Source organism: Sulfitobacter sp. M13, assembly GCF_053474885.1.
This window is the reverse complement of the sequence record NZ_CM130281.1, coordinates 618,179-644,718: the sequence shown is the minus strand read 5'-3', so window position 1 is coordinate 644,718 and position 26,540 is coordinate 618,179. Positions and strand designations below refer to the sequence as shown.

Below are 26,540 nucleotides of genomic sequence, written 5' to 3'. Positions count from 1 at the left end.
TGCGACAGCGATGGGTCAAAATATCTACGTTATGGTATACGTCAAGCCGTATTCCCGATTTGTCCCGCCGGGGTCGTCCGCCCCCCTGGGCAAACGGGTGCCCCCCGAAAAATGGGGGGCACTGCATTTATCCTACGACGTTGAAATCAGGGCCATAAGGGTAACCTGTGATGTTGTCGTTGCCGTCTTCGGTAATCACCAGAATGTCATGTTCGCGGTAGCCGCCCGCGCCTGGCTGGCCTTCGGGAAGGGTCAACATCGGCTCCATCGAGATGACCATACCGGGTTCAAGCACCGTATCGATGTCCTCGCGCAGCTCCAGACCGGCTTCGCGGCCATAGAAATGCGACAGCACGCCGAACGAATGGCCGTACCCAAAAGTGCGGTATTGCAGCAGGTCACGTTCTTCGAGGAAGGCGTTGATCTTGTGGGTGACGTCGGCGCAGCTGACACCGGGTTTCAGCAGGCTCATCCCGTATTCATGGGCCGCGACGTTGGCTTCCCAAATCTTCAGGCTGGCGGGGTCCACCTCTCCGGCGAACAGGGTGCGTTCCAGTGCCACATAATAGGCCGAGATCATCGGGAAGGTGTTCAGCGACAGGATATCGCCGCGTTCCAGCTGCCGTGCGGTGACCGGATTATGCGCGCCGTCGGTGTTGATGCCAGATTGGAACCACACCCATGTGTCGCGGTATTCGGCGTCAGGGAACCGCTTGGCAATCTCAAGCTCCATCGCGTCGCGGCCGGCCATGGCGATGTCGATCTCGCGGGCGCCAACCTTGACGGCATCGCGGATCGCGTAACCGCCCACGTCGGCCACCTGAGCGGCCTGCCGGATCAACGCGATCTCTGCCGGAGATTTATGCATCCGCTGGCGCATCGTCGTCTCGAACAGGTCGATCATCACCACCGGCTCGAGGAAATCCTCTAGCTTGTCGCGCTGCATCAGGGTCAGGTGGTCGCCCTCATAGCCAATCGTCGCACCCTTGCCCGTGACCGACGTCACAGCGCGCCAGTAATTGTCGCGCTGCCAGTCGGTATAGGTGATGTTGTCGGCAAAGCTGCGCCGCCACGGCTGGCCTGCGTCAATGCCCGCCGAAATGGTCACACATTCCGTCTCCGTTACCACCAGCCCGTAGGGACGGCCAAAGGCGCAGTACAGAAAGCCCGAATAATAGGCGATGTTGTGCATCGACGTGAAAACCGCAGCCGTCGCACCGGCCGCATCCATGCGTTCGCGCAGCTCTTCCAGACGCGCTTCGTATTCGGCGGCGTCAAACGGCAGCGGAGACTTCGTGCCGTTGTGGAAACGGTACATATCGGGACGTGCGGTTTTGGATGTATTGGTCATATCAGACCCTCCTTCTCAGAAAGGTCCCGGCGTGCAGGACGCAAGGGCCGTGAAATGCTGGACGACGCCATCGTCCAAACCCGCCCCCTGTCTCGCCGATTTGCGCCGTCCGATCAAGGCTCACTTTATCCCAAGCAGCGCTTTCACCATATCGCTGTCCGGATCTTCAAGCAGATCGATAATATCAAAATGGTGCCGCCCCTCGACGACGAACTGCTTGGCCCCCCAAACGCGCGAGAATTGCTCGGCTTGTTCAAGGAAAGCGGGACGTTCATCGGCACCGACCCAAATCGTGACATTCACCCCATGGGGCGGGGTCATGTTGACGGGGCTTTCAGCGGTTGCTTCGGCTTCGTCCAGTTTCAAGATCTCGTTCATAGAGGTCTGCAGCAGCGGCATCAGATCGGCCACCGGCGAGATGGCGACGATATTATCAATGCGGTCACGCACGTCTCCGGACAGGATCAGCGGGTCGGTCATCCGTGCGACCTGCTGCCCGCCTGCGGAATGCCCGACCAAAGCCAAAGCGCCTTGCGTACGTTTCGCGATTTCACTGATGGCACGGGCGACCTGCCCTGTGATCTGAGCGATCCGCACATCGGGACATAGATCATAGCCGACCATCGCAACCGCATAACCGCGCGCCAATGGACCAGCGGCCAGATGCGACCAATCGGCAGGGGCGAAGGCCTTCCAATAGCCGCCGTGGATAAAGATTACGGTGCCGCGTGACACGCCTTCGGGTTCGAAAAGATCAAACACCTCGCGGTCCGTCGGCCCGTACGAGATATTCTTTTGCGCACGAAATCCCAGCTTCTTGCGGAATGCCGCTGCGGCCTTTTGCCAGCGGGGCGGAAATGCCTCTGCGTTCTCGATATAAGCGGCGTTTGCATAGGCGTCGTCTAGCTGCATGTGGTCCTCCGTCAGCGTCCCTTAATGATGTGGAACTAGACAATCATAGCGAATGTTGCTTTGGGTACCACAGACAAAAGCGGAGAGATCAAAATGACTGACGCAAAGACTGACCTAAAATCAATGCTCAAAGATCCCAGCCTGTTGGAAACCCGCGCCTATATCGGCGGTGAATGGGTCGATGGCGATGATGGCACCTTTGATGTGGTGAACCCCGCCCGCGGCGACGTGATCGCCAAGGTTGCCAACCTTAGCCGTGCGCAGGTGGCCGGTGCCATCGCTCAGGCAGAAAAGGCGCAAAAGGAATGGGCCAGCTGGACCGGCAAGGAACGTGCCGGCGTCATGCGCAAATGGTTCGACCTGATGATGGAAAACCAGGACGATCTGGGTGCGATCTTGACCGCTGAACAGGGCAAGCCCCTGGGCGAAGCCAAGGGCGAGATCGCCTATGGTGCGTCCTTCATCGAATTCTTCGGCGAAGAAGCCAAACGTGTGTACGGCGAAACCATCCCCGGCCACCAGCGCGACAAGCGGATCACCGTAATCAAGCAGCCCATCGGCGTTGCCGCGTCGATCACCCCGTGGAACTTCCCCAACGCAATGATCACCCGCAAGGCCGCGCCCGCGTTGGCCGCCGGTTGCGCCTTTGTTGCGCGCCCTGCTGCGGAAACACCGCTGTCAGCGATCGTCATGGGTGTGCTGGCCGAACGTGCAGGCATCCCCGCGGGCGTGTTCAACGTGGTGCCATCCTCGTCCTCCTCCGCCGTGGGCAAGGAATTCTGCGAAAATCCCGCCGTGCGCAAACTGACCTTTACCGGATCAACCGAAGTGGGCCGCATCCTGCTGAAACAGGCTGCCGATCAGGTCATGAAATGCTCGATGGAGCTGGGGGGCAATGCGCCGTTCATCGTGTTTGACGATGCCGATCTGGACGCCGCTGTCGAAGGCGCGATCCTGTGCAAGTTCCGCAACAACGGCCAGACCTGCGTCTGTGCAAACCGCATCTATGTGCAGGCCGGTGTCTATGACGCCTTTGCCGCAAAGCTGAAGGCCCGCGTCGAAAAGATGAAGGTCGGTGACGGCTTTGAAGACGGCGTTGATCTGGGGCCGCTGATCAACGGCGATGCCTCCGAAAAAGTGAAAGAGCATGTCGAGGACGCGCTGTCGAAAGGCGCTGAAATCCTGCTGGGCAGCAAAGAAGAGAAGATGGGCGGCAACTTCCTTGCGCCGACCATCATCACGGGTGTGACGCAGGATATGAAGGTCTCGAAAGAGGAAACCTTTGGCCCGCTGGCACCGCTGTTCAAATTCGACAACGAAGACGACGTGATCGCAATGGCCAATGACACGATCTTTGGCCTCGCCTCCTATTTCTACGCCAAAGACCTGAGCCGCGTGTACAAGGTCGCCGAGGCGCTGGAGTATGGCATTGTAGGTGTGAACACCGGCATCATCTCGACCGAGGTCGCGCCGTTTGGCGGCGTCAAACAGTCCGGTCTGGGCCGCGAAGGCAGCCACCACGGGATCGAAGACTATCTGGAAATGAAATACATCTGCATGTCGGTCTGACCTGCGGATATTGGAAATGTGAAAACGGGCGACGGGATCATCCTGCCGCCCGTTTTCTTTGGAAGTCAGCCGTTTAGCGCACGGGTGATCAACTGCCCCAATCGTTCGATACCCACTGCGATCTTGTCTTGGGTCGAGGTCGAATAGCTCAGCCTTAGGGTATTGCGCCCCGACCCGTCCGCGAAAAACGCATGGCCCGGCACAAAGGCGACCCGTTCGCTTTCCAGCGATTGCTTCAGCAGCTCGGCCCCGTCCAGCGTGTCGGGCAACGTCACCCAGATGAACATGCCGCCTTCGGGCTTGGTCCAGCTCACGCCTTTGGGCATATGGGCTTCCAATGCCGCAAGCATCGCATCCCGACGGGCGCGATAGGCGCTGCGGATCGTGTCGATATGGCTGTCGAAATGCTGCTCTGCGACTGACGATATTGCGATCTGGTTCAATGTGGCACTGTGCAGATCGGCGGCTTGCTTCATCAACACCAGCTGCGAGATCACGGGCATGGCGGCACAGACCCACCCAACGCGCAGCCCCGGCGACAGCGTTTTGGAAAAGCTGCCACAATAGATCGTACGGCAGGCTTCAAGATCACCACCTTTACGCGCCGCCTCCAGCGCGAGGATCGGCGGGATCGGGTCCCCGTCGAAACGCAGCGATTGATAGGCCGCGTCTTCGATCACCGCGATCTCCATCTCCTCGGCCAGATCAATCACCCGTTCGCGCGCGGCGCGGCTGACCGTGGCACCGGTAGGGTTAGCAAAATCGACGGAGAGATAGGCGAACTTCGCCGCCCCGCCTGCATCCTTCGCGGCCGCGGTATAGTCCGCGCCGCTGCGGTTGCTAAGCGGATCGAGCTTGTCATAGCGCGGCTCGTAAGCGTTAAAGGCCCCCAAGGCCCCCAGATAGGTCGGCCAGCCCACCAGCGCCGTATCGCCCGGCGACAGAAACAGCTTGCCCAGATAATCCAGCGCCTGCTGCGAGCCTGATGTGATCAAAATGTTGTCCGGCGTCGCAGGAATACCGATCGCCTGCATCTGCGCCGCGATCCAGACGCGCAAAGGTTTGTGCCCCTCGCTGGTGGAATACTGCAACCCCTGCGCCGCCATCGGCCCGCTCAGTGCCTCGGCAAAGGCGTCCTGAAACGCGGCCTTCGGGAACAGATCAGGATCGGGAATGCCACCAGCAAAAGAGATAATATCGGGCTGATCCAACAGCTTGAGAAGCTCGCGAATTTCCGACGCCTTCATGCGTGTGGCGCGTGTTGCAAAAATTTCCTGTAGTGACATCCCGCGCTCCTCCCCCGACTGGATCGGGGCACTCTGACGGCAGCGGTATTTTAAGTCAATAACTGTGACCTAGCCGCCGCTCGGGTACAAAAAAGCCCGGCGCAAATGCACCGGGCTTCGTCTAACGCACTGGAAGGGCTTAGTTGACGGTATTCGCGTCAACTACATCCTTTTCGATCGCTTTGCGCGCGCGCGAAATCTGGATCTGGCGCGGCTTCAGCGCTTCGGGCACCTGACGCTCAAGGTCGATGTGCAGCATACCATCGGCATGGGCCGCACCAGTAACCTGCACGTGATCCGCCAGATGGAAACGGCGTTCAAACGCACGGGTAGCAATGCCGCGATGCAGATAGGTTTTATCCGTATCCTCATCGACTTTACGGGCCGACACGATCAGCGACTTTTCACGCACTTCGACGCTAAGATCACCTTCGGTGAATCCGGCGACGGCGATGCTGATACGATAGGAATCGTCGTCCAGCTTTTCGATGTTATAGGGGGGATAGCTCGGCTGGGGCGCGTCGCTGGCCATCACGCGGTCCATCAGGTTGGCGATTTGGTCAAAGCCGACAGTCGAACGGTGCAGCGGTGCAAAATCAAAACTACGCATAGGTATTCATCCTCGTTTGAGCGATAATATGGTCAGACCTTCCATCTTGGACAGGCCTTGGGTTGCTGTCCGAAACCCTTTCAAAGGCGTTCCGGTGAGATGAATGTGGGGTTGGGTAATTCGCGTTTCAAGGGCCTACAAAAGGCGCGCGATACCTGAATCAGGGTTTGATGAATTTCGCGCCTGTGGTGCGGCGGCGATCCTCGGAAGTGATGCGCTTGCTGACGACGCCACCGCTTTGAAACACCCCTTTGCCCGCGACCAGATCGGCCTGAAGACGGGCCAACGGCGCGCCAAGTGCAGTGCCAAGCGACACCTCCTTGTTGTCGACATTGGCCTTGGCAGAGACCACCGACACAATCTGCGGCACACCGTTTTCGAAGGTAAAAATCGGCGCACCGCTGGCTCCGAAATCGACGGAGCATGTGGTCACCAGCACGCCCTCTTGGCGGGCCAAAACGCTGCAGACCTCTTGCAGGGAGGGGGCCTCGGAGCGGTCCTTGGCATAGCTGACGACACCCAGCTGGTCGCCTTGTCGCGGGCGGCGGGCTGTGTCGAAAGGTTTGATCGTGGTGTTACGGATCGGGCGGTCGAGCTCCAGCAGCGCCAGATCGTTGCGCACGCGGTCCGACGACACGACGCCATCATAGACATAGTCGGGATGTACCACTGCGCGGCGCACGTTCCGGTACGCGCCCGCCCGGCCGTTGCGCCAGCCTGCCAGAAATTCGACTTCTGAGTGGTCAATGCGTTGTTTGCTGTCTTTGTCATACAGACAATGCGCTGCCGTCAGCACCAGCCGGGGCGCGATCAACGCACCGGTGCAAAAGCCCTTGCCGCGGATATCCAGACGGCCCACGGCCTCCCACGCGCCGGCATCCACCCCCGTATCCAGCCTGCGCAGACGCGCATCCTGAGCAAGCCCGGCGGTTGCCACAGTCAGACACATAATAGAAATAGCTACCCAACGGCGCACGGATATCGCTCCTACTTCGGCAAAATGAGGTCTTATGAAGTCCCTCGTATTTCCGAGATAAGGCGAAAATGCGGCGAAACCGCTATCTCAACCGAGGAATCTGCAAGTTTGCGCCTTTTTCTTGCGACAGCGCCGGAGGCTTCGGCCCACCCGAGGCCCAATCCAGCAGCTCTACCGTATGCACTACAGGGACGCCCGCCGCCGATCCGATCTGCATCATACAGCCGATATTCCCCGCCGCGATCACATCGGGGTTCTTGGCCATCAGGGTTCTGACCTTGCGATCTTTCAACTGCTTGGAAATTTCGGGCTGCATCAGATTATACGTCCCTGCCGACCCGCAACACAGATGCGAATCCGCTGGTTCAACGACGCTAAAGCCCGCACGTTTCAGCAAATCCTTGGGATAGCTTTTGATCTGCTGGCCGTGCTGCAACGAACAGGCGGCGTGGTAGGCGACCGTGATGCCGTGGTGCGCGGGCGTTGGGGCCTTTGCTGCGTCAATGCCCGCGATATCGCCCTTGGCGGGGTTGGGCACCGCGCTTGGGTACGCGTCCCCCGCAAGATCATGCAGTACCTCGGATACGTCCTTTGCGATCGCCGCCACCCGCGCCGCATCTGCCGCCAGCGGATCGTTGCGGAACATGTGGCCGTAGTCTTTCACCGTGGTCCCGCAGCCCGACGTGTTGATGACGATGGCATCGAGCCCCTGCCCGTCCATCTCGGCGCACCACGCCTTGATGTTGCGCGCGGCCGTCGCATGGCTTTCGCTGGTTTTGCCCATGTGATGGGTCAGCGCCCCACAGCACCCCGCGCCTTCGGCCACGACAACCTCGCAGCCCTGCCGTGTCAGCAGCCTGATGGTGGCGTCGTTGATATCGGTGTTCAGCGCCTTTTGCGCACAGCCCGTCATCAGCGCCACCCTTTTGCGCGCTGCCCCTTGGGCGGGGAAGCTTTGCGGATCATCGTTGCGGCTGACCGGCGGGATCGTCTTGGGTGCCATCTCGAGCATCGCACGCAGCCGCGCATCGGGCATCAGCCGCGCAAACGGACGCCCTATCTTGGCCCCCAGCAGCGCCAGCCGAAAGCGTGTGGGATAGGGCAGGATACGCGCCAGAACCCACCGCAAGGCACGGTCGCTGAAGGGCCGTTTGTAGCGTTTTTCGATATAGTCGCGGGCGTGATCCACCAGATGCATATAGTGCACGCCCGAGGGGCAGGTCGTCATACAGGCCAGACAGGACAGGCAGCGGTCGATATGTTTGACCGTCTTTTCATCCGGATCGCGGTCATTCTCGAGCATGTCCTTGATCAGGTAGATGCGCCCGCGCGGGCTGTCCAACTCATCGCCCAAAATCTGATAGGTCGGGCATGTGGCAGTGCAAAAGCCACAATGGACACAGGCACGCAAAATCTCGTTGCTGCGGGCCGTTTCGGGGTTTTTCAACTGTTCTGCGGTGAATGTGGTTTGCATGAAAGCTCCGGCATGGCGGGCGCGAGACCCTAAAAACATGAGTTAGGTTAAGCGGCGAGTGCACTGGCCCAGATCAGGCCGAACCACGGCAGTGTCGTGCCCACGATCCCCAGTACATTTGACCACCGCCGCGTGGTGGCTCCGGGATAGGCATGGCGCAGCACCTGCGCGACAAAGGCCAGAACGGCGATCCAGCCCAGCCAGATGCAGGCAATCCCCCCGATCGACGCAAGCAGGTTTTCGCCCCAGTACTGCGCCACGCCATAGCGTATCCCCACCCCAGCCACGGCACATAGAAAGGCCAGCAGCACCAGCCTGCGCAAGCTGCGACGGCTGGGTTCGCCTCGCACTAAGCCCAGAAACACCAATGGCCCGCCGATAAAGACGATAAGAAAGACACCCAGCAAGGTCATGCGACGCGGTCCAGCTGACCTGCGTTGAAAATGCCCTTGGGGTCGAACTGCGCGCGCAACGCGTTTGTCAAACGCGCCACGCCTGCAGGTTCGGGGTGGAACACGCCCAATCGGGCCTTGGTCTGCGCATCGGCCCGCACCAGCGTTGCATGTCCATCCATCAGCCCGACAGCCGCGCGCAAATCATGGCCCGCAGCGGTGTGCAGCCAGATCAGCCCGCCCGCCCAGTCATATGTCCATTCTTCTGCCCCCGATCGCGCCGCGATACCCGGCGCATCAGAGGGTTTGCACGACACCCGCCACACGTCGCCCTGCCCGCCGTGAAACGCAGCAACGTCGCGGATACCGGACCACAGGTCCTGTGTCGCCACACTGTCGCGCTGTTCGATCTCTGCGCTGGTTTTGGACAGTAGCGATTGAAGCTGACCCAAACGATAGGCGACCGATGCCTCGAACCCTTCAATCCGCAGCGCGGTTTCGCGCGTGGCGGGGTCGTGGGCGGCCCCTGTGACCTCGAACGGACTGCCAAGTGCCCCCGCCATCGCAGCGACAGCGGCTGCGTCCTCAAGCCCGTGCAAAACCAGCGTCGCCTGCGTCTCGGGACGCGGCAGCACCTTCATCGACACTTCGCTGAGCACACCAAGGGTACCGAAAGACCCGGCCAGCAGCTTTACCAGATCATAGCCGGTCACGTTCTTCATCACACGCCCGCCGTTTTTCACCACGGCACCGCGCCCGTCGACAAAGCGCACCCCCAACAGAAAATCCCGCGCGGCCCCGACAGAGATGCGGCGCGGCCCGCTGATGTTGCCCGCCATGACGCCGCCGATGGTGGGCGTGCCGGTGGTGCCCAACAGCCCGCGATGGTCCATCGGCTCGAACGCGAGGCGCTGGTTCTCGGCGGCCAATGTCTTTTCGATCTCGGCCACCGGCGTGCCGGGTTTCGCTACCAGTGTCAGCGCGCCGGGCTCGTACAGCGTGATCCCCTCCAGCCCCGCGACGCTAACAACCTGACCCGTTGCAGGAATACCCCGCGTGCCGCCGCCCTGAACCGACACCGGCCCTGCGGCCCCTTTGATCGCATCGACCAGTGCTTCTTCGGATGTGATCGCCATAGCTGTGGCTCCTTCGTTGTCAGTGTGATCGGCTTGCGATCATCGGTTCATCGGGTATCGAGGGGTTATTGTGCCGCCAGCGCCACGGCGCGGCGGGTTTCTGACGCGTCCAGCGGAAAGACTTTGGCGGGGTTCAGCAGCCACGCGGGGTCGAACACGTCTTTCACGGCCATCTGCGCCTCAAGGTCGTCGTATGCGTATTGCACATGCATCAGGTCGCGCTTTTCGATGCCGACGCCATGTTCGCCGGTCAGACAGCCGCCCACCTCTACGCAGAGTTTGAGGATTTCAGCGCCGAATTCTTCGCACAGCTCCAGATCACCGGGCTTGTTCGCATCGAACAGGATCAGCGGATGCATATTGCCGTCGCCCGCGTGAAAAACGTTCCCGACCTTGAGCCCATATTCATCGCTCATCTCTTTGATGCGCTTGAGCACGAAGGGCAGCGACGTCACAGGGATGGTGCCATCAAGACACATGTAATCGTTGATCTGCCCCATCGCCCCAAAGGCCGATTTGCGACCCAGCCAGATTTTCGCGCTTTCCTCCGCGGATTTGGATTGCCGCAGCTCGACCGGATTATGGCGCTGCGCAATCTGAGATATCAGGCCCAACTGATGGTCGATCTCTGCGTCAGAGCCTTCGACCTCGATGATCAGCAAGGCTTCGCACATGGGGTAGCCGGCTTTGGCAAACGCCTCTGTCGCTTCGATGCAGGGGCGGTCCATGAATTCGATCGCGACGGGCAACACCCCCGCCTTGATGATGTCAGAGACGCATTCCCCCGCGACCTCGTTATCGTCGAACCCGATCAACACGGGCCGCGCGCCTTCGGGTTTGTGCAAGATGCGCAGGGTGGCTTCGGTCACGACCCCCAATTGCCCTTCGGAGCCGCAGATCAGCCCCAAAAGATCCAGTCCGCCCGCGTCCAGATACCCGCCGCCGACCTCGATCACCTCGCCGTCCATCAACACCATGGTGACGCCCATCAGGTTGTTTGTCGTCACGCCGTATTTCAAACAATGCGCGCCGCCCGAATTCATCGCGATATTGCCCGCGATGGCACAGGCCAGCTGGCTGGACGGGTCCGGCGCGTAAAAGAAGCCATCCTCTTCGACCGCGCCGGTCACGCTTAGGTTGGTCCGTCCGGTTTGCACCTTGATGATCCGGTTGGCGTAATCGGTTTCGATCACGCCATTCATGCGGGCCACGCCAAGGATCACGCAGTCGGCCGTGGGCAGCGCCCCACCCGCCAGCGATGTGCCAGAGCCGCGCGGCACCACCGGCACCCCTTCTTCGTGACAGATGCGTAGCACATCCGACACCTGCTGCGTTGTATAGGGCAGCACGGCCACCATCGGGGCGCATTTATACGCGGTCAGCGCATCACATTCATAGGCGCGCGTCTCGCGTTCGTCGGAAATCACAGCATCATCTGGCAAGACCTGACGCAGCCGTTCAACGACACGCGCCTTGCGAGCGATTACAACCTGACTGGGAATAGGCATTTCCATGACGAACCTCCAATTTGGTAAAATAATATGACCAATTAATAGCATTGGCAACACAGAACCAGTCGGCGTATGCAGCTTAGCATGACTTGGATGGATCGCATCGCCCTGTTTCAACCGCTGGATTATGCCGCTTTGGCAATGATTTTTTGCGCTTGGCTCGCCATTGGTTGGCGCATCGAACACGCCAATCCCGCAAAGCCGTCAGTGTCGCTTATTATGGCGCAATACCGGCGCGAGTGGATGGCGCAGATGGTCACCCGACAGCCCCGCATCTTTGATTCACAGATGATCAGCACACTACGTCAAAGCACAGCGTTTTTTGCCTCTACCAGCATGATCGCATTAGGTGGGACGCTGGCGCTTTTGGGCAATAGTGAACGGCTGTCCACCGTGGTCGCAGACCTTGCGCTGACCGACCTGCCAACCGTGGTGTGGGAATTCAAAATGCTGTTGCCGCTGTTCTTTTTAACCAACGGCTTTTTGAAATTCGTCTGGTCAAACCGGCTATTCGGGTACTGCTCTGTCTTAATGGCCGCTGTTCCCAACGACCCGAATGACCGCCGCGCACGGCCGCTGGCGTCCAAAGCGGCAGAGATCAACATCACCGCCGCCCGCAGTTTCAATCGGGGGTTACGGTCGCTTTATTTCGCGATGGCTAGTCTGGCGTGGATCATCGGCCCGATCCCCCTGATTATTGCCGCCATTGTCACAGTGATTATCATCTGGCGCCGCGAATTCACGTCACTGTCAAGACGCATTCTATTGGAAAACGAGGACGGCTAGTCTATATGTTTGTTTTTAAGGCATTGGTGTAGTCATGTACAAATTGATCCTTTCCATCCCGCTGCTGATTGCAGCACAGGTCGCTTCGGCTGACCCTACCGCGATTAATTCGGTGCGCGTCTCGAAAGAGGGCGGCCTGTATAAATTCGACGTGACCATCAGCCATGGCGATACTGGCTGGGATCACTTTTCAGACGCCTGGCGCATTTTAGACACCGACGGCAACCAGCTGGCGATCCGCGAGCTGATCCACCCCCATGTAGATGAACAACCACTGACACGGTCGCTGTCCGGCATTAAATTGCCAGCCGGCACGACCGAAGTCGGCATTCAGGCACGCGAAACGCAATCCGGCTGGGGCAAAGAGATCAGAAAAGTACAGATCAAGTAAGGCCGACGGCACGCTAGACGCGGTGGTACGGTCCGCCCGACAGGATAGAGGCTGCGCGATACAGCTGTTCTGTCAACATGACGCGCACCATCATATGCGGCCAGACCATCTTGCCAAATGACAAGGCGTGATCTGCCTCGCGGCGCAGCTCCTTGTCGATGCCATCTGCCCCGCCAATGACAAAGCACAGGTCGCCCCGCCCTTGATCCCGCCAGCCTCCCAGACGGTTGGCAAATTCGGGTGACGTTTCGACACGGCCTCGTTCGTCCATCACACAGATCAGCGATCCTGCCGGAATGGCACGGCGCAACAAAGCGGCTTCGGCGGGCATGCCGCCGTTTTTCTTGTCCTCAACCTCGATCACGCGCGCGGGCCCAAGGCCCAGCGCGCGACCGGTTCGATCAAACCGGTTTAGATAATCGTCAATGAGGTCTTTTTCCGGTCCGGCGCGTAAGCGCCCGACCGCACAGATGTGAACACGCATGAAGCCTACCGGAGAGGCGGCTTAATGCGGCATCACGGCTGGGGCTTCTGTGGTCATCCACATCTTCTCCAGCTGGTAGAATTCACGGACTTCCGGACGGAACACGTGAACGATCACATCGCCAGTGTCGATCAGAACCCAATCACCGGTTTCCCTGCCTTCTACCTTGGGCGAACGGCCATAGTCATCCTTGACCATCTGTGCCAGCTTTTCCGCGATTGCAGAAACCTGACGCGAAGACCGGCCCGTGCACACGACCATATAGTCGCCGATGGCCGTTTTGCCGCGCAGATCGATCTGCACAATTTCTTCGGCTTTATCGTCGTCGAGCTGGGAAAGAATTGAAGCCAGCAATGCGTCGCTTGTGGCTGTGTTTTGATCAGCAACCATCAGGGCTGCCTGCGGGGTAGCAGTCGGAACTGCATTTGAAAGCGTTGACAGGACATTGTCCTCCTTTAGACGCGCCGACAGTCCCCCGGCGCTGGGGATGTCCTAGAATAGGCGTGCCGAAGTGAAATTTCAATGACAAGCAGTCCAGACAGGCATTTACTGGCTCTTTACTGTCACGATTGGCGCTTTGCCCGCTGCCCAATTCAAGCAACGCGGCGCGCAAGGTCGTGAAGGAGCCGAGCACCCGCCATAGCGGCAAGGGCCGTGTTCCGCCGAAAATTTTCTTTTCTGGTAACGCTTTGCCGTATCATGCCAAGGCAATCCCCGCCGCATAGCCCCCAGTGCTTGACGATCTATGGCTCACGCGCCCCGTATGACTTATTGGGCCACACGAAAGACGTGGGGTCACAGCTATTTATCATAAAAGACCAACTGCCACCTGCGCTCTTCCCGTCACAGCGCACCCCAGACAACGGAAACCCACGACTGATTCCCGTTGCAACCAAAGCCTCGTACCGCGCCATCGATGTTGGCCTTAGCCCTCGCCCTCAGGACCTTCAGGTGCGATGCGCGACAAGGCCAGCTTGCTGTCATCCAGCATTTTAACCTCGCGCTGCGGGAAGGGGATGGAAATGCCGTTCTCTTTGAACGTATCCCAAAGCGCGAGATAGACATTCCCCCTGATGTTGGTCAGCCCGCCGGTCGGGTCCTTGATCCAGAACCGCAGTATATAGTCGACGCTGCTGTCGCCAAAGCCAACAATGTGACAGACCGGCGCTTTAAAATTCAGCACCCGATCTACCCCGATCGCCGCATCCACGGCCAGCTTGCGCACCACATGCGGATCATCGTCGTAGGCCGTGCCGAAATAGATATCGAGCCGTACAAAATCATTGGAGTGGGACCAGTTCACCACCTGCCCGGTGATCAGGTCTTCGTTCGGGATCAAGTATTCCTTGCCGTCCCGTGTCACAACGGAGGCATAGCGCGCACCCAGCGTCTGGATCCACCCAAAGGTATCGCCAAGGCTGATCACATCCCCCGGCTTGATGGATTTGTCGATCAGGATGATGATCCCCGACACAAGGTTCGACACGACCTTTTGCAGACCGAAACCAAGGCCAACACCGATCGCCCCCGACAGAACCGCAAGGCCGGTCAGATCGATCCCGACCGCCTTGACGCCCATAAAGAACGCAATGCCATAGAGGGTCAGCTGCACCCCCTTTACGGCCAACACCTGCATAGAGGGGCTGATGTCTTCGTTTTTGCGGATCGTGGCAGCGCTGGTCTGACTAATGATCCGCGCAACGGAAAAGAACATGCCAATCACCACCAGCGCTGTGATCACGGTCAGCAGCGACAGGCGGAAATCACCAACAGACAGCGCAACTTGGTCCAGAAACGCCGAGACATCATCGACGACGTTCAGCGCATAGAGCGTGGCATAGATCCACAGCCCCCATGTCACGAGCCGCCGCATGGGCCGGTTGCGCACCAGCCGCGCGGCAAAGGCAATACAGACCCAAACCGCAACCAGCGTCGCGAATATACCAATCAGATAGGACCGCGATGGCCAAGTGATATTCTGCATCACCAGATACACCGCACCCGCCAACGCTGCGAACCACATCAGCCCGAGCCGGCGTTTGACCTGTACCACCATGCGCAGTTGCCATTTCGACCACCCCTCACGCGAGCGGACCCAGTTTTGCAACCAGTTGCCCGACGCGTGATGCAGCCCCCAAGATGCCAGTGCCAACCCCAGCAGGATAAACATCTGGTACTGCCGCCAGCCGGGTTGCATCAGGCTCTCTGCCAGCCCGATGCCCCCCGTTATCAACGCCTGAATGCTTTCAAGGAAGTGGGCAAAAGGGTCTGGGGTCATCGTGAACTTTCTAAGCAAGAAACATATACCGCGCTGCAATGGTGGGACAATCCCGAGCACCGCGCAAGAACCGATCCCCGCCCCGACGTATAAGCATGCAATCCGATGCGCCCCCGCCACCGCCTTGCGCCGTCACACACCTTGATCACAGGGTCGAAAGCGGCTAGCAAAGCCGATATGACACATGTTTCAGACGATCTGTTCAACATTTGCGACCGCGCCCGTTTGCGCGAACGCTTTTATGGGGCAACCCACACTGTGCTGGCGCGACTATAAACGCCTGCCTGCGCCTTGGCGCTCGTCTTTCGTACACCCCAATACCTTGCTTACATAACATACGGGAGAGGACCACATGTCCCCCAAAACGCTTTATGATAAAATCTGGGATGCCCATGTCGCGCACGAAGCCGACGATGGTACCTGCCTTTTGTACATCGACCGTCACCTCGTCCACGAAGTGACCAGCCCGCAAGCCTTTGAAGGGCTGCGGATGACGGGCCGTACCGTGCGCCGCCCCGACCAGACAATCGCCGTGCCCGATCACAACGTGCCGACCACGCTGGACCGCGCCAACGCCGCGACGATGACCGAAGACAGCCGCGTTCAGGTTGCTGCGCTTGATACCAACGCCAAGGAATTCGGGCTGCACTATTACCCCGTGTCCGACGTGCGTCAGGGCATCGTGCATATCGTTGGCCCGGAACAGGGCTGGACCCTGCCCGGCATGACTGTTGTCTGCGGCGACAGCCACACGGCGACACATGGCGCGTTCGGCTCGCTGGCCCACGGGATCGGCACCTCAGAGGTCGAACACGTGCTGGCGACGCAAACGCTGATCCAGAAAAAGTCCAAGAACATGAAGGTCGAGATCACCGGCAAGCTTGCCCCCGGTGTGACGGCCAAGGACGTCACCATGACCGTGATCGGTGAAACCGGCACGGCGGGTGGCACCGGCTATGTCATCGAATATTGCGGCGAAGCGATCCGTGATCTGTCAATGGAAGGCCGCATGACCGTCTGCAACATGGCCATCGAGGGCGGCGCGCGCGCAGGCCTGATCGCGCCCGATGACAAGACGTTCGAATATTGCAAAGGCCGCCCCCACGCGCCCAAAGGTGCCCAGTGGGAAGCTGCGTTGGACTGGTGGAAAACGCTTTACTCCGATGACGACGCGCATTGGGACAAGGTCATCACCATCAAGGGCGAAGACATCGCGCCAGCCGTAACCTGGGGCACCTCGCCCGAGGACGTTCTGCCGATCACCGCCAAAGTGCCCGCCGCATCTGACTTTACCGGCGGCAAGGTCGACGCGGCGAAACGCGCGATTGAATACATGGGCCTGACCGAAGGCATGGCGTTGACCGACATCGAGATCGACACCGTGTTCATCGGGTCCTGCACCAACGGCCGCATCGAAGACCTGCGCGCTGCCGCGGCAGTCTTGAAGGGCAAGAAGATCAAGGAAGGCATGCGTGCCATGATCGTTCCCGGGTCGGGGCTCGTGCGGGCACAAGCCGAAGAAGAAGGCCTTGCCGATATCTTCAAGGACGCTGGTTTCGAATGGCGGCTTGCGGGCTGCTCGATGTGTCTGGCGATGAACCCTGACCAACTGGCACCGGGCGAACGCTGCGCATCGACATCCAACCGCAACTTCGAAGGCCGTCAGGGCTTTAAGGGGCGCACCCACTTGATGTCACCCGCGATGGCTGCCGCAGCAGCGCTCACCGGACGTTTGACCGATATCCGCCAGCTTGACGCGTAAGCGGCCAGCAGATCAAAGGACAACAAGACAATGAATAAATTCGACAAGCTTTCCGGGATCGCGGCCCCCATGCCGATGGTGAATATCGACACCGATATGATCATCCCCAAGCAGTTCCTGAAAACGATCAAACGGTCGGGCCTTGGGGTGAACCTGTTCGACGAAATGCGCTATGACCGCGACGGCAACGAAGTGCCTGATTTCATCCTGAACAAGCCGCAATACCGCGAAACACAGATTCTGGTAGCAGGCGATAACTTTGGCTGTGGCTCTTCGCGCGAACACGCGCCTTGGGCGATTGCCGATTTTGGCATCACCTGCGTGATTGCACCCAGTTTTGCGGATATCTTTTACAGCAACTGTTTCAAGAACGGCATCCTGCCCATTGCCCTGCCGCAAGAACAGGTCGATCTGCTGATGAAAGACGCGGATAAGGGATCTAACGCGCGGATCGAGGTGGACCTTGAGGCGCAGACGATCACCAGCTCTGATGGCGAAGTCTTTACCTTCCAGGTCGACGCGTTCAAAAAGCACTGCCTGATGAACGGTCTGGACGATATCGGCCTGACCATGGAAAAAGCGGCTTCGATCGACAGCTTCGAATCTGCTGCCGCACAGGCGCGTCCTTGGGTGTAAAACCTTTGGCCGCGGAACTTTGGGGCCGCTGGCTTGACCTAACCGTGGGTTGAGAGTTATAAATAGTTGTGGGCGTCGCGTGAATGCCCACAACATATCGTGGGTAGCGTTATTCGCGCCGCAGTAATGATGCAATATCGCACCATACCTGCGCCCTAATTGCCTCAGGTCCATCGCCATTGTCAGGAATCCTCTTGAGGAATGTGGCGAAAGAAGACACAATTGAGGCAATTCTGAGGCAGGCCTTCGACACCCGAGGGCATCAAGTTGGAACAAGCACGCGGCAAAGTATCGTGGCTGGCCAGTTTGGAAGGGTAGTTTTGTGATTGCACGTATATCCGGCGCGGCAGCGCGTGGCATTCTGGTGGCATTGCTGATCGCAACGCCGGCCCTCATGTTACCCGCTGTGCTTAATGATGCCAGTCAGATCACCATGCTGGTGGCGCTGATTGCCTGTTCCCTCACGTTTATCGAATACAATTCCAATTTCCCCAGCATCATCGAATTTCGCGATGCCGCGCCGTTCAACCGGCTGCGCTATGTCTGCCTGCTGGTGACGGTCATCGTGTTGACGCTGATCCTGAAGCAAAAGGTCAGCCCGTCGGTTCTGGGCGGGGCGATGACCTCTATCGGGACGATCCTCGGCAACGCGATGGACTTTCCTTTCTCACCCGTGCGTATGATTGTTCTGATGCTGCCCGAAAACGCCAGCGACGCGCTGGTCGCGTCGGTGCGCACGTCGGCGGGCATGGCCTATCTGATCTCGCTGATCTCGATGGGCGCGTTTCTGGTGCTGGTTCGCATCATGAACTGGCCTGTGCGTCAGGGGGCCTTTAACGTTTGGGTGAACCTGCCATTGTTTGACCCAACAGCGGGCGGAGACGTCATCTATCGGCTGCAACGGGATGCACGGGTCAATATCGCGCTTGGTTTCCTGCTGCCCTTCCTGATCCCCGCGGTGGTCAAAGCGGCCTCTGATCTGCTAGACCCGATTACATTGCAGAACCCGCATACCCAGATCTGGACAGTCGCCGCATGGGCCTTCCTTCCTGCCAGTATCATCATGCGCGGCATTGCCATGGGCAAGATCGCCGAGATGATCGAAGAGAAACGCCGTCGCGCCTATGCCGACGACGCGGAAAAAGACCACGGCTTGCAGCCAGCCTGATCGCGGGCTTCCTGCTTGCCGCGACAGCCGCAAACGCGGACCCGCTGCGCATCGCCACCTTTAACACCGAATTATCACGCGCCGGACCAGGTCTGCTGCTGCGGGATCTGGCCAAAGGGTCGGACCCACAGATCAGCGCCGTGATGCGTCTGCTGGCGAATGTCTCTGCCGATATCATCGTGTTGCAAGGCATCGACTATGACCTCGACGGGACCACGCTTGGTGCTTTCGCAGATGTGCTTGGCGAAAGCGGTCCCGTCTACCCCCACCGTTTTGCGCTGCCCCCCAATGCCGGACGCCCCACGGGGCTGGATATAGATGGTGATGGCCAAACAGGCGGCGCACGTGATGGTCAGGGGTATGGGCGGTTCTTTGGCGCGGGCGCGATGGCGATCCTGTCGCGTCATCCGTTTATCGACACTGGCGTGCAGGATCATACCGCATTTCTGTGGCGCGACCTGCCCGATGCGCTGCTGCCCCGAACAAAGAATGGCCCCTTCCCCTCTGATGCGGTGCAACAGGTGCAGCGCCTTGCGTCGCACGGCGCGTGGGTCGTACCGATCGCCATCCCCGATCAACCGCCCGTAACCTTGCTGACCTTCTATGCCACGCCCCCTGTGTTCGACGGACCAGAGGATAGAAACGGCAAACGCAACCACGATGAAATTCTGTTTTGGGATCACTATCTGGCAGGCACCTTTGGTCCACCGCCAAACGAACGCGTTGTCCTGTTAGGGGATGCGAACCTTGATCCGACCAAAGGCGAAGGGTTGAAAGTCGCAATCCAGACCCTGCTGGATCACCCCGCCCTGCAAGACCCGCTGGCGGATCAACCCACCGTCACCTTCGACAGTTTGGGGGACATGCGCGTCGACTATCTGCTGCCCTCGACCGACTGGCGCGTTGTGGCGTCGGGTGTTGCGCGTGACCCCGCTGCCAGCCGTCACGGCGTGGTCTGGGCCGATCTTGACCGCTAGCCGTTCTTGACCCCTCCCCCTCCCCGCGCTACGCCGCTGTGAACGTATTTTTCAGGAGACATCGCATGGCCAACCCAACATTGCTAATCCTCGCCGGTGACGGCATCGGCCCCGAAGTCATGGGCCAAGTCGTTCGCATCATCGACTGGTTTGGCGACAAGCGCGATCTGGCCTTTGACGTGGAACACGATCTGGTTGGCGGCGCCGCCTATGACAAGCACGGCACGCCCTTGCATGACGACACGATGGCCAAAGCACTGGCGGCGGACGCTGTTTTGCTTGGTGCCGTCGGCGGGCCAAAGTACGACGCGCTTGATTTCAGCGTCAAACCCGAACGCGGCCTGCTGCGTCTGCGCAAGGAAATGGACCTGTTCTCGAACCTGCGTCCGGCACAATGCTTTGACGCGCTGGCAGATTTCTCCTCGCTGAAGAAAGAGCTCGTCGCCGGGCTCGACATCATGATCGTGCGCGAACTGACATCGGGTGTCTACTTTGGCGAACCGCGCGGAATATTCGAAGAAGGCAACGAGCGCGTCGGCATCAATACGCAGCGCTACACCGAATCCGAGATTGACCGCGTCGCACGGTCGGCCTTTGAACTGGCACGTCGTCGGGGCAACAAAGTCTGCTCGATGGAAAAAGCCAACGTCATGGAAAGCGGCATCTTGTGGCGCGAAGTCGTGCAAAAAGTGCATGACGAAGATTACCCCGATGTCGAACTGTCCCACATGTACGCCGACAACGGCGCGATGCAGCTGGTCCGCGCGCCCAAGCAGTTCGACGTGATCGTCACCGACAACCTGTTCGGCGATATCCTGTCCGACTGCGCCGCGATGTTGACCGGTTCACTGGGGATGCTGCCCTCTGCGTCGCTGGGTGCCCCGAATGCCGATGGACGCCCCAAGGCGCTTTACGAACCTGTCCACGGCTCCGCGCCCGATATCGCGGGACAGGGCAAAGCGAACCCCATCGCCTGTATCCTCAGCTTTGCCATGGCGCTGCGCTATTCCTTTGACCAAGGCGATGAAGCCGCGCGTCTGGAAAAAGCCGTCGAACAGGTTCTTGCCGATGGTGCGCGCACCGCAGACCTGATGGGCCCCGAAGGCGGCTCCCCTATCTCGACCTCGGAAATGGGCGACGCCATCCTCGCAGCGCTCGACGCGAGCCTGTAAGACAAAGAACGCAGCCCTGCCGGACCACCGGCTGGGCTACTCCGATCCCCGCTGCACCGCCGCGATCGCGAAATCGGCTTCGTCATAGCCAGACGCATCAGACGCCGCCGCGCAGCACTTTCCCTAAATTTCGTGAAACCCGCACCCGCCCTAACCAAGGGCGTAGGTAGCAATGGTGACCCCGATTGGATTCGAACCAATAACCTGCCCCTTAGGAGGGAACCGTTCATAGCGTTATTCCTTCTTTGATTTCTGTGGTTTGGGTGTTTGTACAGGGTCTTCCTGTACATGGTTTGTACGAAAACGGGCCCTGACATCGGCCTCATCCGTCTCTGCGTGGGCATAAATGCGCATAGGCAAATTGGGGTCAGCCCAGCGACCAGCTTTGGCCGCAGTTACGGGATCGACACCCTGCCGGACAACTAATTCGGTGAAGAACCCATGACGCCCTGCTTGGTGCGCGGATAGGTATTGGATACCAGCCCGCTTGCAGATGGTCTTCCAGCGTGTGTTGTATCCGGTCGAGCTGCCATAGCCAAAAAGGCGGGGCTTCATGAATTTGCCGGTCTTGCGGTTCTTGGGTCGCTTCGGTGGCAAGGCGAGCAGCTCGTCCATCATCTCTGGCGATACCGTGATCCAGCTCTCGGGGTGTCCCTTCTGGGCCTTCACCTTGACCTTGTTCTCGGCGGGCCGCAGATCATGAGCTTCTAACGAAACAGCCTGATCGATCCGCGCCGCCGTCTCGAACATGAACCGTACCAGTGCCGCGTTGTATGGATCAGCTGCGCTACAGAACGCTTCGATCCATTCCTTGTCCGCAGGGGTACGCTCAACGCGGCTCGGCTTGTCGCGCAGTTTGTCCTGCGAAATACGTTCAAATTTATCATAGGGCTTTACGCGGATCAGAGGCGTCCCCAACAACTGGTGTGCATTATTGATGACAGCACTTGCTGGAACGATAATTTCCCTCCACCAAGTATCGGTCGATGCCATCGGCTTCCAATCTGGCCCAAACCCCTTCAACAAAGCGCCTGTGATGGTTGTCAGCGGCATGGCCCCAATTGCTTTGACAATTGGAATGAGTCGCTCAGCGTCTTCTTTGGAGGCGTTGTAGAGCAGGATTGCATCTGAAAATGTTTTGCTGATCTCATCGCCAACAACATGTCGACGTATCTGCATTTCGGTTTCAAGCGCTACCCAGTCCCGTGCGCCCGCTTCTGTAGATGCCTTAGTGCTTCGCCGGTATGGGCCTGCGATGCGCCTGCCGTTATACTCGACCCAGCCCTTAACCCAGTAGAAGCGACCCCTCTTGTAGATTTGGAGCGGCATGACTGACCTCCTTCAAAAATCGTGTCGATCTGCGCGGGCGTGATCAGCATGGTGCGACCAAGCCGATAAAATGCGCCTGTATCATTTGCCCGTTCGCGCAGTGTTCGCTCGGAAATCTCAATCTCTCGCTCGGCCATGATCTCGACCCATTGAGCTGGCGTCTTGCCAAGCCCAAGGATTTGCGAGCTGTCTGTTTTGTCGATTTCCGCCATTTCAGTCATCCTTATCCGTTCGGGTTGAGTTTTCTGTACGCATGGAATCGCTTGTTCTGCACCTTCTGACGTGGTCAGATGGGTTGAAACGTAAATATACGTCATTTTGTGCTATGTTTATACAAAAGTGCGCAATGGTCAATTAGGAAACTTGCATGCCGCGAGAAGATGCTGATTTGTTTGCTGAGATAGGCGCGCGCTTAGCGATCTGTCGCAGCGAAATAGGCGTCTCTCAGGCCGCGATGGCCGAAGCCATTGGGGTCTCGCATAGGGCTTATCACAGCTACGAAAAAGGAAAGCGCGGCGTCCCTGTCGAAGCCCTGATCAAGATGCAGGTCAAGTACGAGGTTGACGTCGCTTGGTTGCTGCTTGGCACGGAATCCATCCGCGCAGGTCACGATTTCGATGCGCTGAAACGAATTGAGACGTCTCTCGATCAGTACCTGGAAAGCGCCAACATCAAGATCAAAAGTGAGAAGCGCGGGGCAATCGTCGCGCGTTGGTATGAATCACACGTCAAGGGTCGGGAAGTTTCAAATGATGAAGTCCACACCTGGATTGAATTCGCAAGGGAGTAACCAGATGCAATCACCAAGCGATAACTGGAAGCGTATACGCAGGGCCGCTTTGGAACGGGCGCAACGAACCGCTATCGACCCTTTGTCCCCAATTTATGACTTATACTTGGGCGCCTGTGCCGTATATCTCGCGGGTTTTCTTCATTTCAAGTTCTTTGCCAGCGGCACCGACTTCAGCTTGTTCGCGGCATGCCTACTCATCTGTGTTGGTGTGGCGGGCGCTCTTGTTCCTGTGCTGACAGGCGCAGTTCTTACCTTGCATTTCGCGAGTCGACGGCTTGAGAACTTAATCGCTGAATAGTCAAAAGAGCCTGGAAGCCCGCACCGAAACCGCTTCCAAAAAAAGGTGAGGCTACTTAATGTTTCAAGAGTTTTGTCGATTGTCATTAGACCGCCCAAAGGAGTTAGAATGCCAAAACGTGAGAGCCATAGGTCGGGAAGTGAGTTATTCATTGTCGACAATAGCGCCGAAGATTGGAAGGCGCTCAGATACCTGCACGACTGGTGTCAGCTCTCGAAAACGATCGATATTGCAACCGGTTATTTTGAGATCGGAGCGCTGCTTGCACTTGGTGACGAGTGGCAAAAGGTAGATAAGATACGGCTTCTGATGGGTGACGAGGTTTCGAAACGGACGAAGCGAGCTTTCGAAGCTGGACTAAAAGAAATCGTCTATCGCCTCGACCGAAGTATCGAGCAAGAGAAGGACAAGAACCACTTCTTAGAGGGCGTTCCGGCGATCGTAGAAGCGATTAGATCAGGAAAGATCGAATGTAGAGTCTACCGAAAGGATAAGTTTCACGCCAAAGCCTATATTACCCATGCGCGCCTAGACGTGGTAGGATCAACTGCACTTGTTGGCTCATCAAACTTTACGGTGCCCGGACTAACGCAGAATATCGAGTTGAATGTCCAGATCACCGGATCTCCAGTTGCCGTACTGCAGGAGTGGTATGAAGAGAGATGGGAAGAAGCCGAAGATGTTTCCGTAGAAGTCTTAGAAACCATTGAAAGGCATACAAAGGAGTATCGGCCCTTTGACGTGTATGCGCGTTCCCTTCAACTTTACTTCGCTGGGCACGAGGAGACTGCCACCGAATGGGAGAAAAATACTTCAAAGCTCTATCCCATCTTAGCGAAATACCAGCAAGATGGATACGGCGCACTCTTAAAGCGAGCTGGCAAATACGGCGGCGCGTTTCTTTGCGATGGGGTCGGGCTTGGCAAGACATTTATTGGACTGATGTTAATCGAGCGATTTGTTCAGCATGAGTCCAAAAATGTTGCACTATTCGTCCCCAAATCAGCGAAAGCGCCGGTTTGGGAACGCGAGCTCAGAAACCGCCTGCCTGACGTGTTTAAGGGCTTTAGCAGACTAAAAATATTCAGCCACACGGACTTGACCCGCGAGAAGATGCAAGAGGAGCTAGAGCAAGTTAAAGCTCAAGCCGATGTCATAATCATTGATGAAGCTCATCATTTTCGTAACACGGGAACACGAGGCGAAGACGGTGCGAAGCGCAAGTCTCGCTACTGGCAACTCTATGACCTTGCTGAAGACAAGGAAATCTACATGCTTACCGCCACGCCAATCAACAACAGCCTCCTGGACTTCCAACACATGGTGGAATTGTTCTCAAGGCACCGTTCAGATCATTTCGCAGATGCTCCTTTAGGCATCCACTCGTTAGCTGGCCATGTTCGCCAACTGGAAAGGTCAATTGAGAGTCAGTTGCGCTCGGGTGGTGACGAGGAAGTTGCAGAGATCAATAGCGCCGACATCGGGGATCTATTTTCAACAGACTCATTATTTGACTCATTGGTTGTTCAGCGAAGCCGAAACTATGTGAAAGCCAGCATGCAGCGTGAGAGCGGAGACGCGGTAGTGTTCCCCGAGCCTCGAAAGCCTAAAGTTGCAGAGTACTCCGTCAAGCAGACATACGGGAAGCTACTCGATATGGTGGCCGACGCTTTCCACAAGCGTGTTCCTCTATTTACGCTCGGCATCTACAACCCATATGCCTACTATAAAGGTGACGATCCTGAGATTATCCCAGCGATGGAAAAGGGCCGTCGTACGCAAGTCGTTGCCCTGATTCGAACAAATTTCTTGAAGCGATTTGAAAGCTCGGCAGAAGCTTTCAGGTTGTCGTGTTGGAGACTGCTTTACAAGCTCCTCGCTTGGTTGGATGTCAACGCAGGGTCCGATCATGAACGTGAGGCTGTAGAACGGTGGAAACGACGCAATGGAAAACTAATTGGGTATAGGCCGCAGCTTGATTTATTAGACGAAGCCGATAGCGAAGAAGACCTATATCCTGAAGAGCTACGGGAAAGCGTAGAAAAGCTTTCCCGCGTGGACTTCGATGTTGAAAAGATTGTCCATGACACGATCCAGGACTTAGACCAGTTAGCTGACTTCTTAAACGAGCTCGAAAAATTCAAACCATCACAAGATAAGAAACTAAATGAGCTCAAGAAGCTACTTAGAAACGATCCTGTCCTAAAGGACCAAAAAGTTATCATCTTCTCGGAATTTGGTGAAACCGCGCGTTACATCGCGGAACAACTAAAAGAAGCTGGAATCGATGGCGTGGATCAGATCGACAGCGGGACCAAGGGTGACCGCTCCAGCATCATACAACGGTTCGCACCGTATTATAATGAGTCTAGTTCTGAAGACCTAGCTTTACGTGGGCAACGCGAAATTAGAGTGTTGGTTTCGACAGACGTACTTTCTGAAGGCCTGAACCTTCAGGATGCCACGAGACTGATCAACTATGATTTACACTGGAACCCAGTAAGGCTCATGCAAAGAATTGGCCGCGTGGATCGTCGAATGAACCCGGAGATCGAAAAGCGAATTGTAGCTGATCATCCTGATCAAACGAAGCTGCGTGGAACCGTAGGTTACTGGAACTTCCTACCACCAGACGAACTTGATGAACTCCTTCGGCTTTTCAATCGAGTTTCACACAAAACGCTTCGAATTTCTAAGACACTCGGCATTGAGGGTAGGAAGCTTCTGCGTGAAGACGACGACTACGAAGACCTGAGAAACTTCGCAGAACAATATGAAGGAACCGCCAGCCCGGATGAACAGATGCATCTGGAATGGCAGGATCTGATCGCCGCCGACCCTGAACTTGAGACGGTGCTAACGGCCCTGCCCAACGGCGTGTTCTCCGGAAGACAGCATTCGCAAAAAGGAGCACAAGCAGTGTTCTTTTGCTTCTCTCGGCCCGCTTACGACCCAGACGCCTCGAGCAGGGAAGGAACGGATGTTTGGACTGCTGATGCTGGAGACACGAAGTGGTATTTGTATGACCTAGAAGGTGAAAAAATATTGGACGATGCCGCCAAAATCATCGAATTTGTCCAGTGCGAGCCAGATACCTCCAGACGCGTTCGGCTTGATTCCGATCTTCTGTCGGAAGTCCTGAAGTCTGTAGAGAAGCACATCGCCAAAACATACTTGCGAAAGGTCCAGGCCCCTGTTGGGGTCAAACCTAGCTTGAAGGCATGGATGGAATTGAATTGAAGGTACTTA

General features: G+C 57.7%; 24 protein-coding genes. 11 read left to right on the top strand and 13 right to left on the bottom strand.

The window, feature by feature from the left end:
- Positions 1-127: 127 nt before the first annotated feature.
- Both ACVBAU_RS02960 and ACVBAU_RS02955 read right to left on the bottom strand, forming a co-directional pair.
- Positions 128-1,351, bottom strand: a complete 1,224-nt coding sequence (locus ACVBAU_RS02960) for an aminopeptidase P family protein (RefSeq protein ID WP_448327809.1) — start codon at positions 1,349-1,351, stop codon at positions 128-130.
- A gap of 120 nt (positions 1,352-1,471) precedes the next feature.
- Positions 1,472-2,263 (bottom strand): alpha/beta hydrolase, encoded by a 792-nt coding sequence (locus ACVBAU_RS02955; protein WP_448327807.1) that lies wholly within the window; start codon positions 2,261-2,263, stop codon positions 1,472-1,474.
- Positions 2,264-2,356: 93 nt separating this feature from the next.
- Between ACVBAU_RS02955 and ACVBAU_RS02950 the strand changes: the two genes are divergently transcribed.
- Positions 2,357-3,832 carry an NAD-dependent succinate-semialdehyde dehydrogenase gene (locus tag ACVBAU_RS02950; protein WP_138924511.1) on the top strand — a complete coding sequence of 492 codons (1,476 nt, stop codon included), beginning with the start codon at positions 2,357-2,359 and terminating at the stop codon, positions 3,830-3,832.
- Positions 3,833-3,897: 65 nt separating this feature from the next.
- On the opposite strand, the gene ACVBAU_RS02945 is transcribed toward ACVBAU_RS02950, so the two are convergent.
- The 7 genes from ACVBAU_RS02945 to ACVBAU_RS02915 all read right to left on the bottom strand — a co-directional run bounded on the left by ACVBAU_RS02945 (position 3,898) and on the right by ACVBAU_RS02915 (position 11,220).
- A complete protein-coding gene (locus ACVBAU_RS02945; RefSeq protein WP_448327805.1) occupies positions 3,898-5,118 on the bottom strand; it encodes an aminotransferase-like domain-containing protein in 1,221 nt (406 codons plus the stop codon).
- A 139-nt stretch (positions 5,119-5,257) separates the two neighbouring features.
- On the bottom strand, positions 5,258-5,728 hold the full coding sequence (locus ACVBAU_RS02940) for an Hsp20 family protein (protein WP_138924513.1): 471 nt from the start codon (positions 5,726-5,728) through the stop codon (positions 5,258-5,260).
- A gap of 160 nt (positions 5,729-5,888) precedes the next feature.
- Positions 5,889-6,677: a trypsin-like serine peptidase gene (locus ACVBAU_RS02935; protein WP_335744941.1), complete on the bottom strand. Its 789-nt coding sequence runs from the start codon at positions 6,675-6,677 to the stop codon at positions 5,889-5,891.
- A 109-nt stretch (positions 6,678-6,786) separates the two neighbouring features.
- On the bottom strand, positions 6,787-8,178 hold the full coding sequence (gene glcF / locus ACVBAU_RS02930; protein WP_448327802.1) for a glycolate oxidase subunit GlcF: 1,392 nt from the start codon (positions 8,176-8,178) through the stop codon (positions 6,787-6,789).
- A gap of 47 nt (positions 8,179-8,225) precedes the next feature.
- Positions 8,226-8,591 carry a hypothetical protein gene (locus tag ACVBAU_RS02925; RefSeq protein WP_138924515.1) on the bottom strand — a complete coding sequence of 122 codons (366 nt, stop codon included), beginning with the start codon at positions 8,589-8,591 and terminating at the stop codon, positions 8,226-8,228.
- Positions 8,588-9,706 (bottom strand): FAD-binding protein, encoded by a 1,119-nt coding sequence (locus ACVBAU_RS02920; RefSeq protein WP_448327800.1) that lies wholly within the window; start codon positions 9,704-9,706, stop codon positions 8,588-8,590. Before ACVBAU_RS02920 ends, ACVBAU_RS02925 begins: the two co-directional genes overlap by 4 nt.
- A 65-nt stretch (positions 9,707-9,771) precedes the next feature.
- Positions 9,772-11,220 carry an FAD-linked oxidase C-terminal domain-containing protein gene (locus tag ACVBAU_RS02915; protein WP_448327799.1) on the bottom strand — a complete coding sequence of 483 codons (1,449 nt, stop codon included), beginning with the start codon at positions 11,218-11,220 and terminating at the stop codon, positions 9,772-9,774.
- Positions 11,221-11,301: 81 nt separating this feature from the next.
- On the opposite strand from ACVBAU_RS02915, the gene ACVBAU_RS02910 reads away from it, so the two are divergent.
- Complete coding sequence (locus ACVBAU_RS02910) at positions 11,302-12,003, top strand: DUF599 domain-containing protein (protein ID WP_138924518.1); 702 nt, start codon at positions 11,302-11,304, stop codon at positions 12,001-12,003.
- Positions 12,004-12,037: 34 nt separating this feature from the next.
- Positions 12,038-12,394, top strand: a complete 357-nt coding sequence (locus ACVBAU_RS02905; protein ID WP_138924519.1) for a hypothetical protein — start codon at positions 12,038-12,040, stop codon at positions 12,392-12,394.
- A 13-nt stretch (positions 12,395-12,407) separates the two neighbouring features.
- Here the strand turns inward: ACVBAU_RS02905 and rlmH are convergent, their stop codons facing one another.
- The 3 genes from rlmH to ACVBAU_RS02890 form a co-directional block, all read right to left on the bottom strand.
- Positions 12,408-12,878 (bottom strand): 23S rRNA (pseudouridine(1915)-N(3))-methyltransferase RlmH, encoded by a 471-nt coding sequence (gene rlmH, locus ACVBAU_RS02900; RefSeq protein ID WP_448327796.1) that lies wholly within the window; start codon positions 12,876-12,878, stop codon positions 12,408-12,410.
- A 21-nt stretch (positions 12,879-12,899) separates the two neighbouring features.
- Positions 12,900-13,268 carry a ribosome silencing factor gene (gene rsfS / locus ACVBAU_RS02895; RefSeq protein ID WP_138924521.1) on the bottom strand — a complete coding sequence of 123 codons (369 nt, stop codon included), beginning with the start codon at positions 13,266-13,268 and terminating at the stop codon, positions 12,900-12,902.
- Between the two features lie 535 nt (positions 13,269-13,803).
- On the bottom strand, positions 13,804-15,156 hold the full coding sequence (locus ACVBAU_RS02890) for a mechanosensitive ion channel domain-containing protein (protein ID WP_448327794.1): 1,353 nt from the start codon (positions 15,154-15,156) through the stop codon (positions 13,804-13,806).
- Between the two features lie 177 nt (positions 15,157-15,333).
- Here ACVBAU_RS02890 and ACVBAU_RS02885 point away from each other — a divergent pair, with 177 nt between their 5' ends.
- The 6 genes from ACVBAU_RS02885 to leuB all read left to right on the top strand — a co-directional run bounded on the left by ACVBAU_RS02885 (position 15,334) and on the right by leuB (position 20,871).
- Positions 15,334-15,432, top strand: coding sequence for an isopropylmalate isomerase (locus tag ACVBAU_RS02885; protein WP_206338723.1), 99 nt, complete (start codon positions 15,334-15,336; stop codon positions 15,430-15,432).
- Positions 15,433-15,508: 76 nt separating this feature from the next.
- Positions 15,509-16,918 (top strand): 3-isopropylmalate dehydratase large subunit, encoded by a 1,410-nt coding sequence (leuC, locus tag ACVBAU_RS02880; RefSeq protein ID WP_138924523.1) that lies wholly within the window; start codon positions 15,509-15,511, stop codon positions 16,916-16,918.
- Between the two features lie 30 nt (positions 16,919-16,948).
- Complete coding sequence (gene leuD, locus ACVBAU_RS02875; RefSeq protein WP_138924524.1) at positions 16,949-17,554, top strand: 3-isopropylmalate dehydratase small subunit; 606 nt, start codon at positions 16,949-16,951, stop codon at positions 17,552-17,554.
- A gap of 322 nt (positions 17,555-17,876) precedes the next feature.
- Positions 17,877-18,722, top strand: coding sequence for a hypothetical protein (locus ACVBAU_RS02870; protein WP_335744914.1), 846 nt, complete (start codon positions 17,877-17,879; stop codon positions 18,720-18,722).
- An 11-nt stretch (positions 18,723-18,733) separates the two neighbouring features.
- Entirely contained in the window at positions 18,734-19,699 is a 966-nt protein-coding gene (locus tag ACVBAU_RS02865; protein ID WP_448328894.1) for an endonuclease/exonuclease/phosphatase family protein, read from the top strand.
- Positions 19,700-19,764: 65 nt separating this feature from the next.
- Positions 19,765-20,871: a 3-isopropylmalate dehydrogenase gene (leuB, locus tag ACVBAU_RS02860; protein WP_138924526.1), complete on the top strand. Its 1,107-nt coding sequence runs from the start codon at positions 19,765-19,767 to the stop codon at positions 20,869-20,871.
- Between the two features lie 234 nt (positions 20,872-21,105).
- Here leuB and ACVBAU_RS02855 read toward each other — a convergent pair whose 3' ends face one another.
- Complete coding sequence (locus tag ACVBAU_RS02855; protein WP_448327791.1) at positions 21,106-22,200, bottom strand: tyrosine-type recombinase/integrase; 1,095 nt, start codon at positions 22,198-22,200, stop codon at positions 21,106-21,108.
- Positions 22,201-22,567: 367 nt separating this feature from the next.
- Here ACVBAU_RS02855 and ACVBAU_RS02850 point away from each other — a divergent pair, with 367 nt between their 5' ends.
- Together ACVBAU_RS02850 and ACVBAU_RS02845 are read left to right on the top strand one after the other, a co-directional pair.
- Entirely contained in the window at positions 22,568-22,990 is a 423-nt protein-coding gene (locus tag ACVBAU_RS02850) for a helix-turn-helix domain-containing protein (protein ID WP_448327789.1), read from the top strand.
- A gap of 409 nt (positions 22,991-23,399) precedes the next feature.
- On the top strand, positions 23,400-26,531 hold the full coding sequence (locus tag ACVBAU_RS02845; RefSeq protein ID WP_448327787.1) for a helicase-related protein: 3,132 nt from the start codon (positions 23,400-23,402) through the stop codon (positions 26,529-26,531).
- The last annotated feature ends 9 nt before the right edge of the window (positions 26,532-26,540 follow it).

Excerpts from the sequence above, each read along its gene's own strand:
- ACVBAU_RS02960 (WP_448327809.1), bottom strand. The coding sequence starts at position 1,351 with ATGACCAATACATCCAAAACCGCACGTCCCGATATGTACCGTTTCCAC.
- ACVBAU_RS02955 (WP_448327807.1), bottom strand. The coding sequence starts at position 2,263 with ATGCAGCTAGACGACGCCTATGCAAACGCCGCTTATATCGAGAACGCA.
- ACVBAU_RS02950 (WP_138924511.1), top strand. The coding sequence starts at position 2,357 with ATGACTGACGCAAAGACTGACCTAAAATCAATGCTCAAAGATCCCAGC.
- ACVBAU_RS02945 (WP_448327805.1), bottom strand. The coding sequence starts at position 5,118 with ATGTCACTACAGGAAATTTTTGCAACACGCGCCACACGCATGAAGGCG.
- ACVBAU_RS02940 (WP_138924513.1), bottom strand. The coding sequence starts at position 5,728 with ATGCGTAGTTTTGATTTTGCACCGCTGCACCGTTCGACTGTCGGCTTT.
- ACVBAU_RS02935 (WP_335744941.1), bottom strand. The coding sequence starts at position 6,677 with ATGTGTCTGACTGTGGCAACCGCCGGGCTTGCTCAGGATGCGCGTCTG.
- glcF (WP_448327802.1), bottom strand. The coding sequence starts at position 8,178 with ATGCAAACCACATTCACCGCAGAACAGTTGAAAAACCCCGAAACGGCC.
- ACVBAU_RS02925 (WP_138924515.1), bottom strand. The coding sequence starts at position 8,591 with ATGACCTTGCTGGGTGTCTTTCTTATCGTCTTTATCGGCGGGCCATTG.
- ACVBAU_RS02920 (WP_448327800.1), bottom strand. The coding sequence starts at position 9,706 with ATGGCGATCACATCCGAAGAAGCACTGGTCGATGCGATCAAAGGGGCC.
- ACVBAU_RS02915 (WP_448327799.1), bottom strand. The coding sequence starts at position 11,220 with ATGGAAATGCCTATTCCCAGTCAGGTTGTAATCGCTCGCAAGGCGCGT.
- ACVBAU_RS02910 (WP_138924518.1), top strand. The coding sequence starts at position 11,302 with ATGACTTGGATGGATCGCATCGCCCTGTTTCAACCGCTGGATTATGCC.
- ACVBAU_RS02905 (WP_138924519.1), top strand. The coding sequence starts at position 12,038 with ATGTACAAATTGATCCTTTCCATCCCGCTGCTGATTGCAGCACAGGTC.
- rlmH (WP_448327796.1), bottom strand. The coding sequence starts at position 12,878 with ATGCGTGTTCACATCTGTGCGGTCGGGCGCTTACGCGCCGGACCGGAA.
- rsfS (WP_138924521.1), bottom strand. The coding sequence starts at position 13,268 with ATGGTTGCTGATCAAAACACAGCCACAAGCGACGCATTGCTGGCTTCA.
- ACVBAU_RS02890 (WP_448327794.1), bottom strand. The coding sequence starts at position 15,156 with ATGACCCCAGACCCTTTTGCCCACTTCCTTGAAAGCATTCAGGCGTTG.
- ACVBAU_RS02885 (WP_206338723.1), top strand. The coding sequence starts at position 15,334 with ATGACACATGTTTCAGACGATCTGTTCAACATTTGCGACCGCGCCCGT.
- leuC (WP_138924523.1), top strand. The coding sequence starts at position 15,509 with ATGTCCCCCAAAACGCTTTATGATAAAATCTGGGATGCCCATGTCGCG.
- leuD (WP_138924524.1), top strand. The coding sequence starts at position 16,949 with ATGAATAAATTCGACAAGCTTTCCGGGATCGCGGCCCCCATGCCGATG.
- leuB (WP_138924526.1), top strand. The coding sequence starts at position 19,765 with ATGGCCAACCCAACATTGCTAATCCTCGCCGGTGACGGCATCGGCCCC.
- ACVBAU_RS02855 (WP_448327791.1), bottom strand. The coding sequence starts at position 22,200 with ATGCCGCTCCAAATCTACAAGAGGGGTCGCTTCTACTGGGTTAAGGGC.
- ACVBAU_RS02850 (WP_448327789.1), top strand. The coding sequence starts at position 22,568 with ATGCCGCGAGAAGATGCTGATTTGTTTGCTGAGATAGGCGCGCGCTTA.
- ACVBAU_RS02845 (WP_448327787.1), top strand. The coding sequence starts at position 23,400 with ATGCCAAAACGTGAGAGCCATAGGTCGGGAAGTGAGTTATTCATTGTC.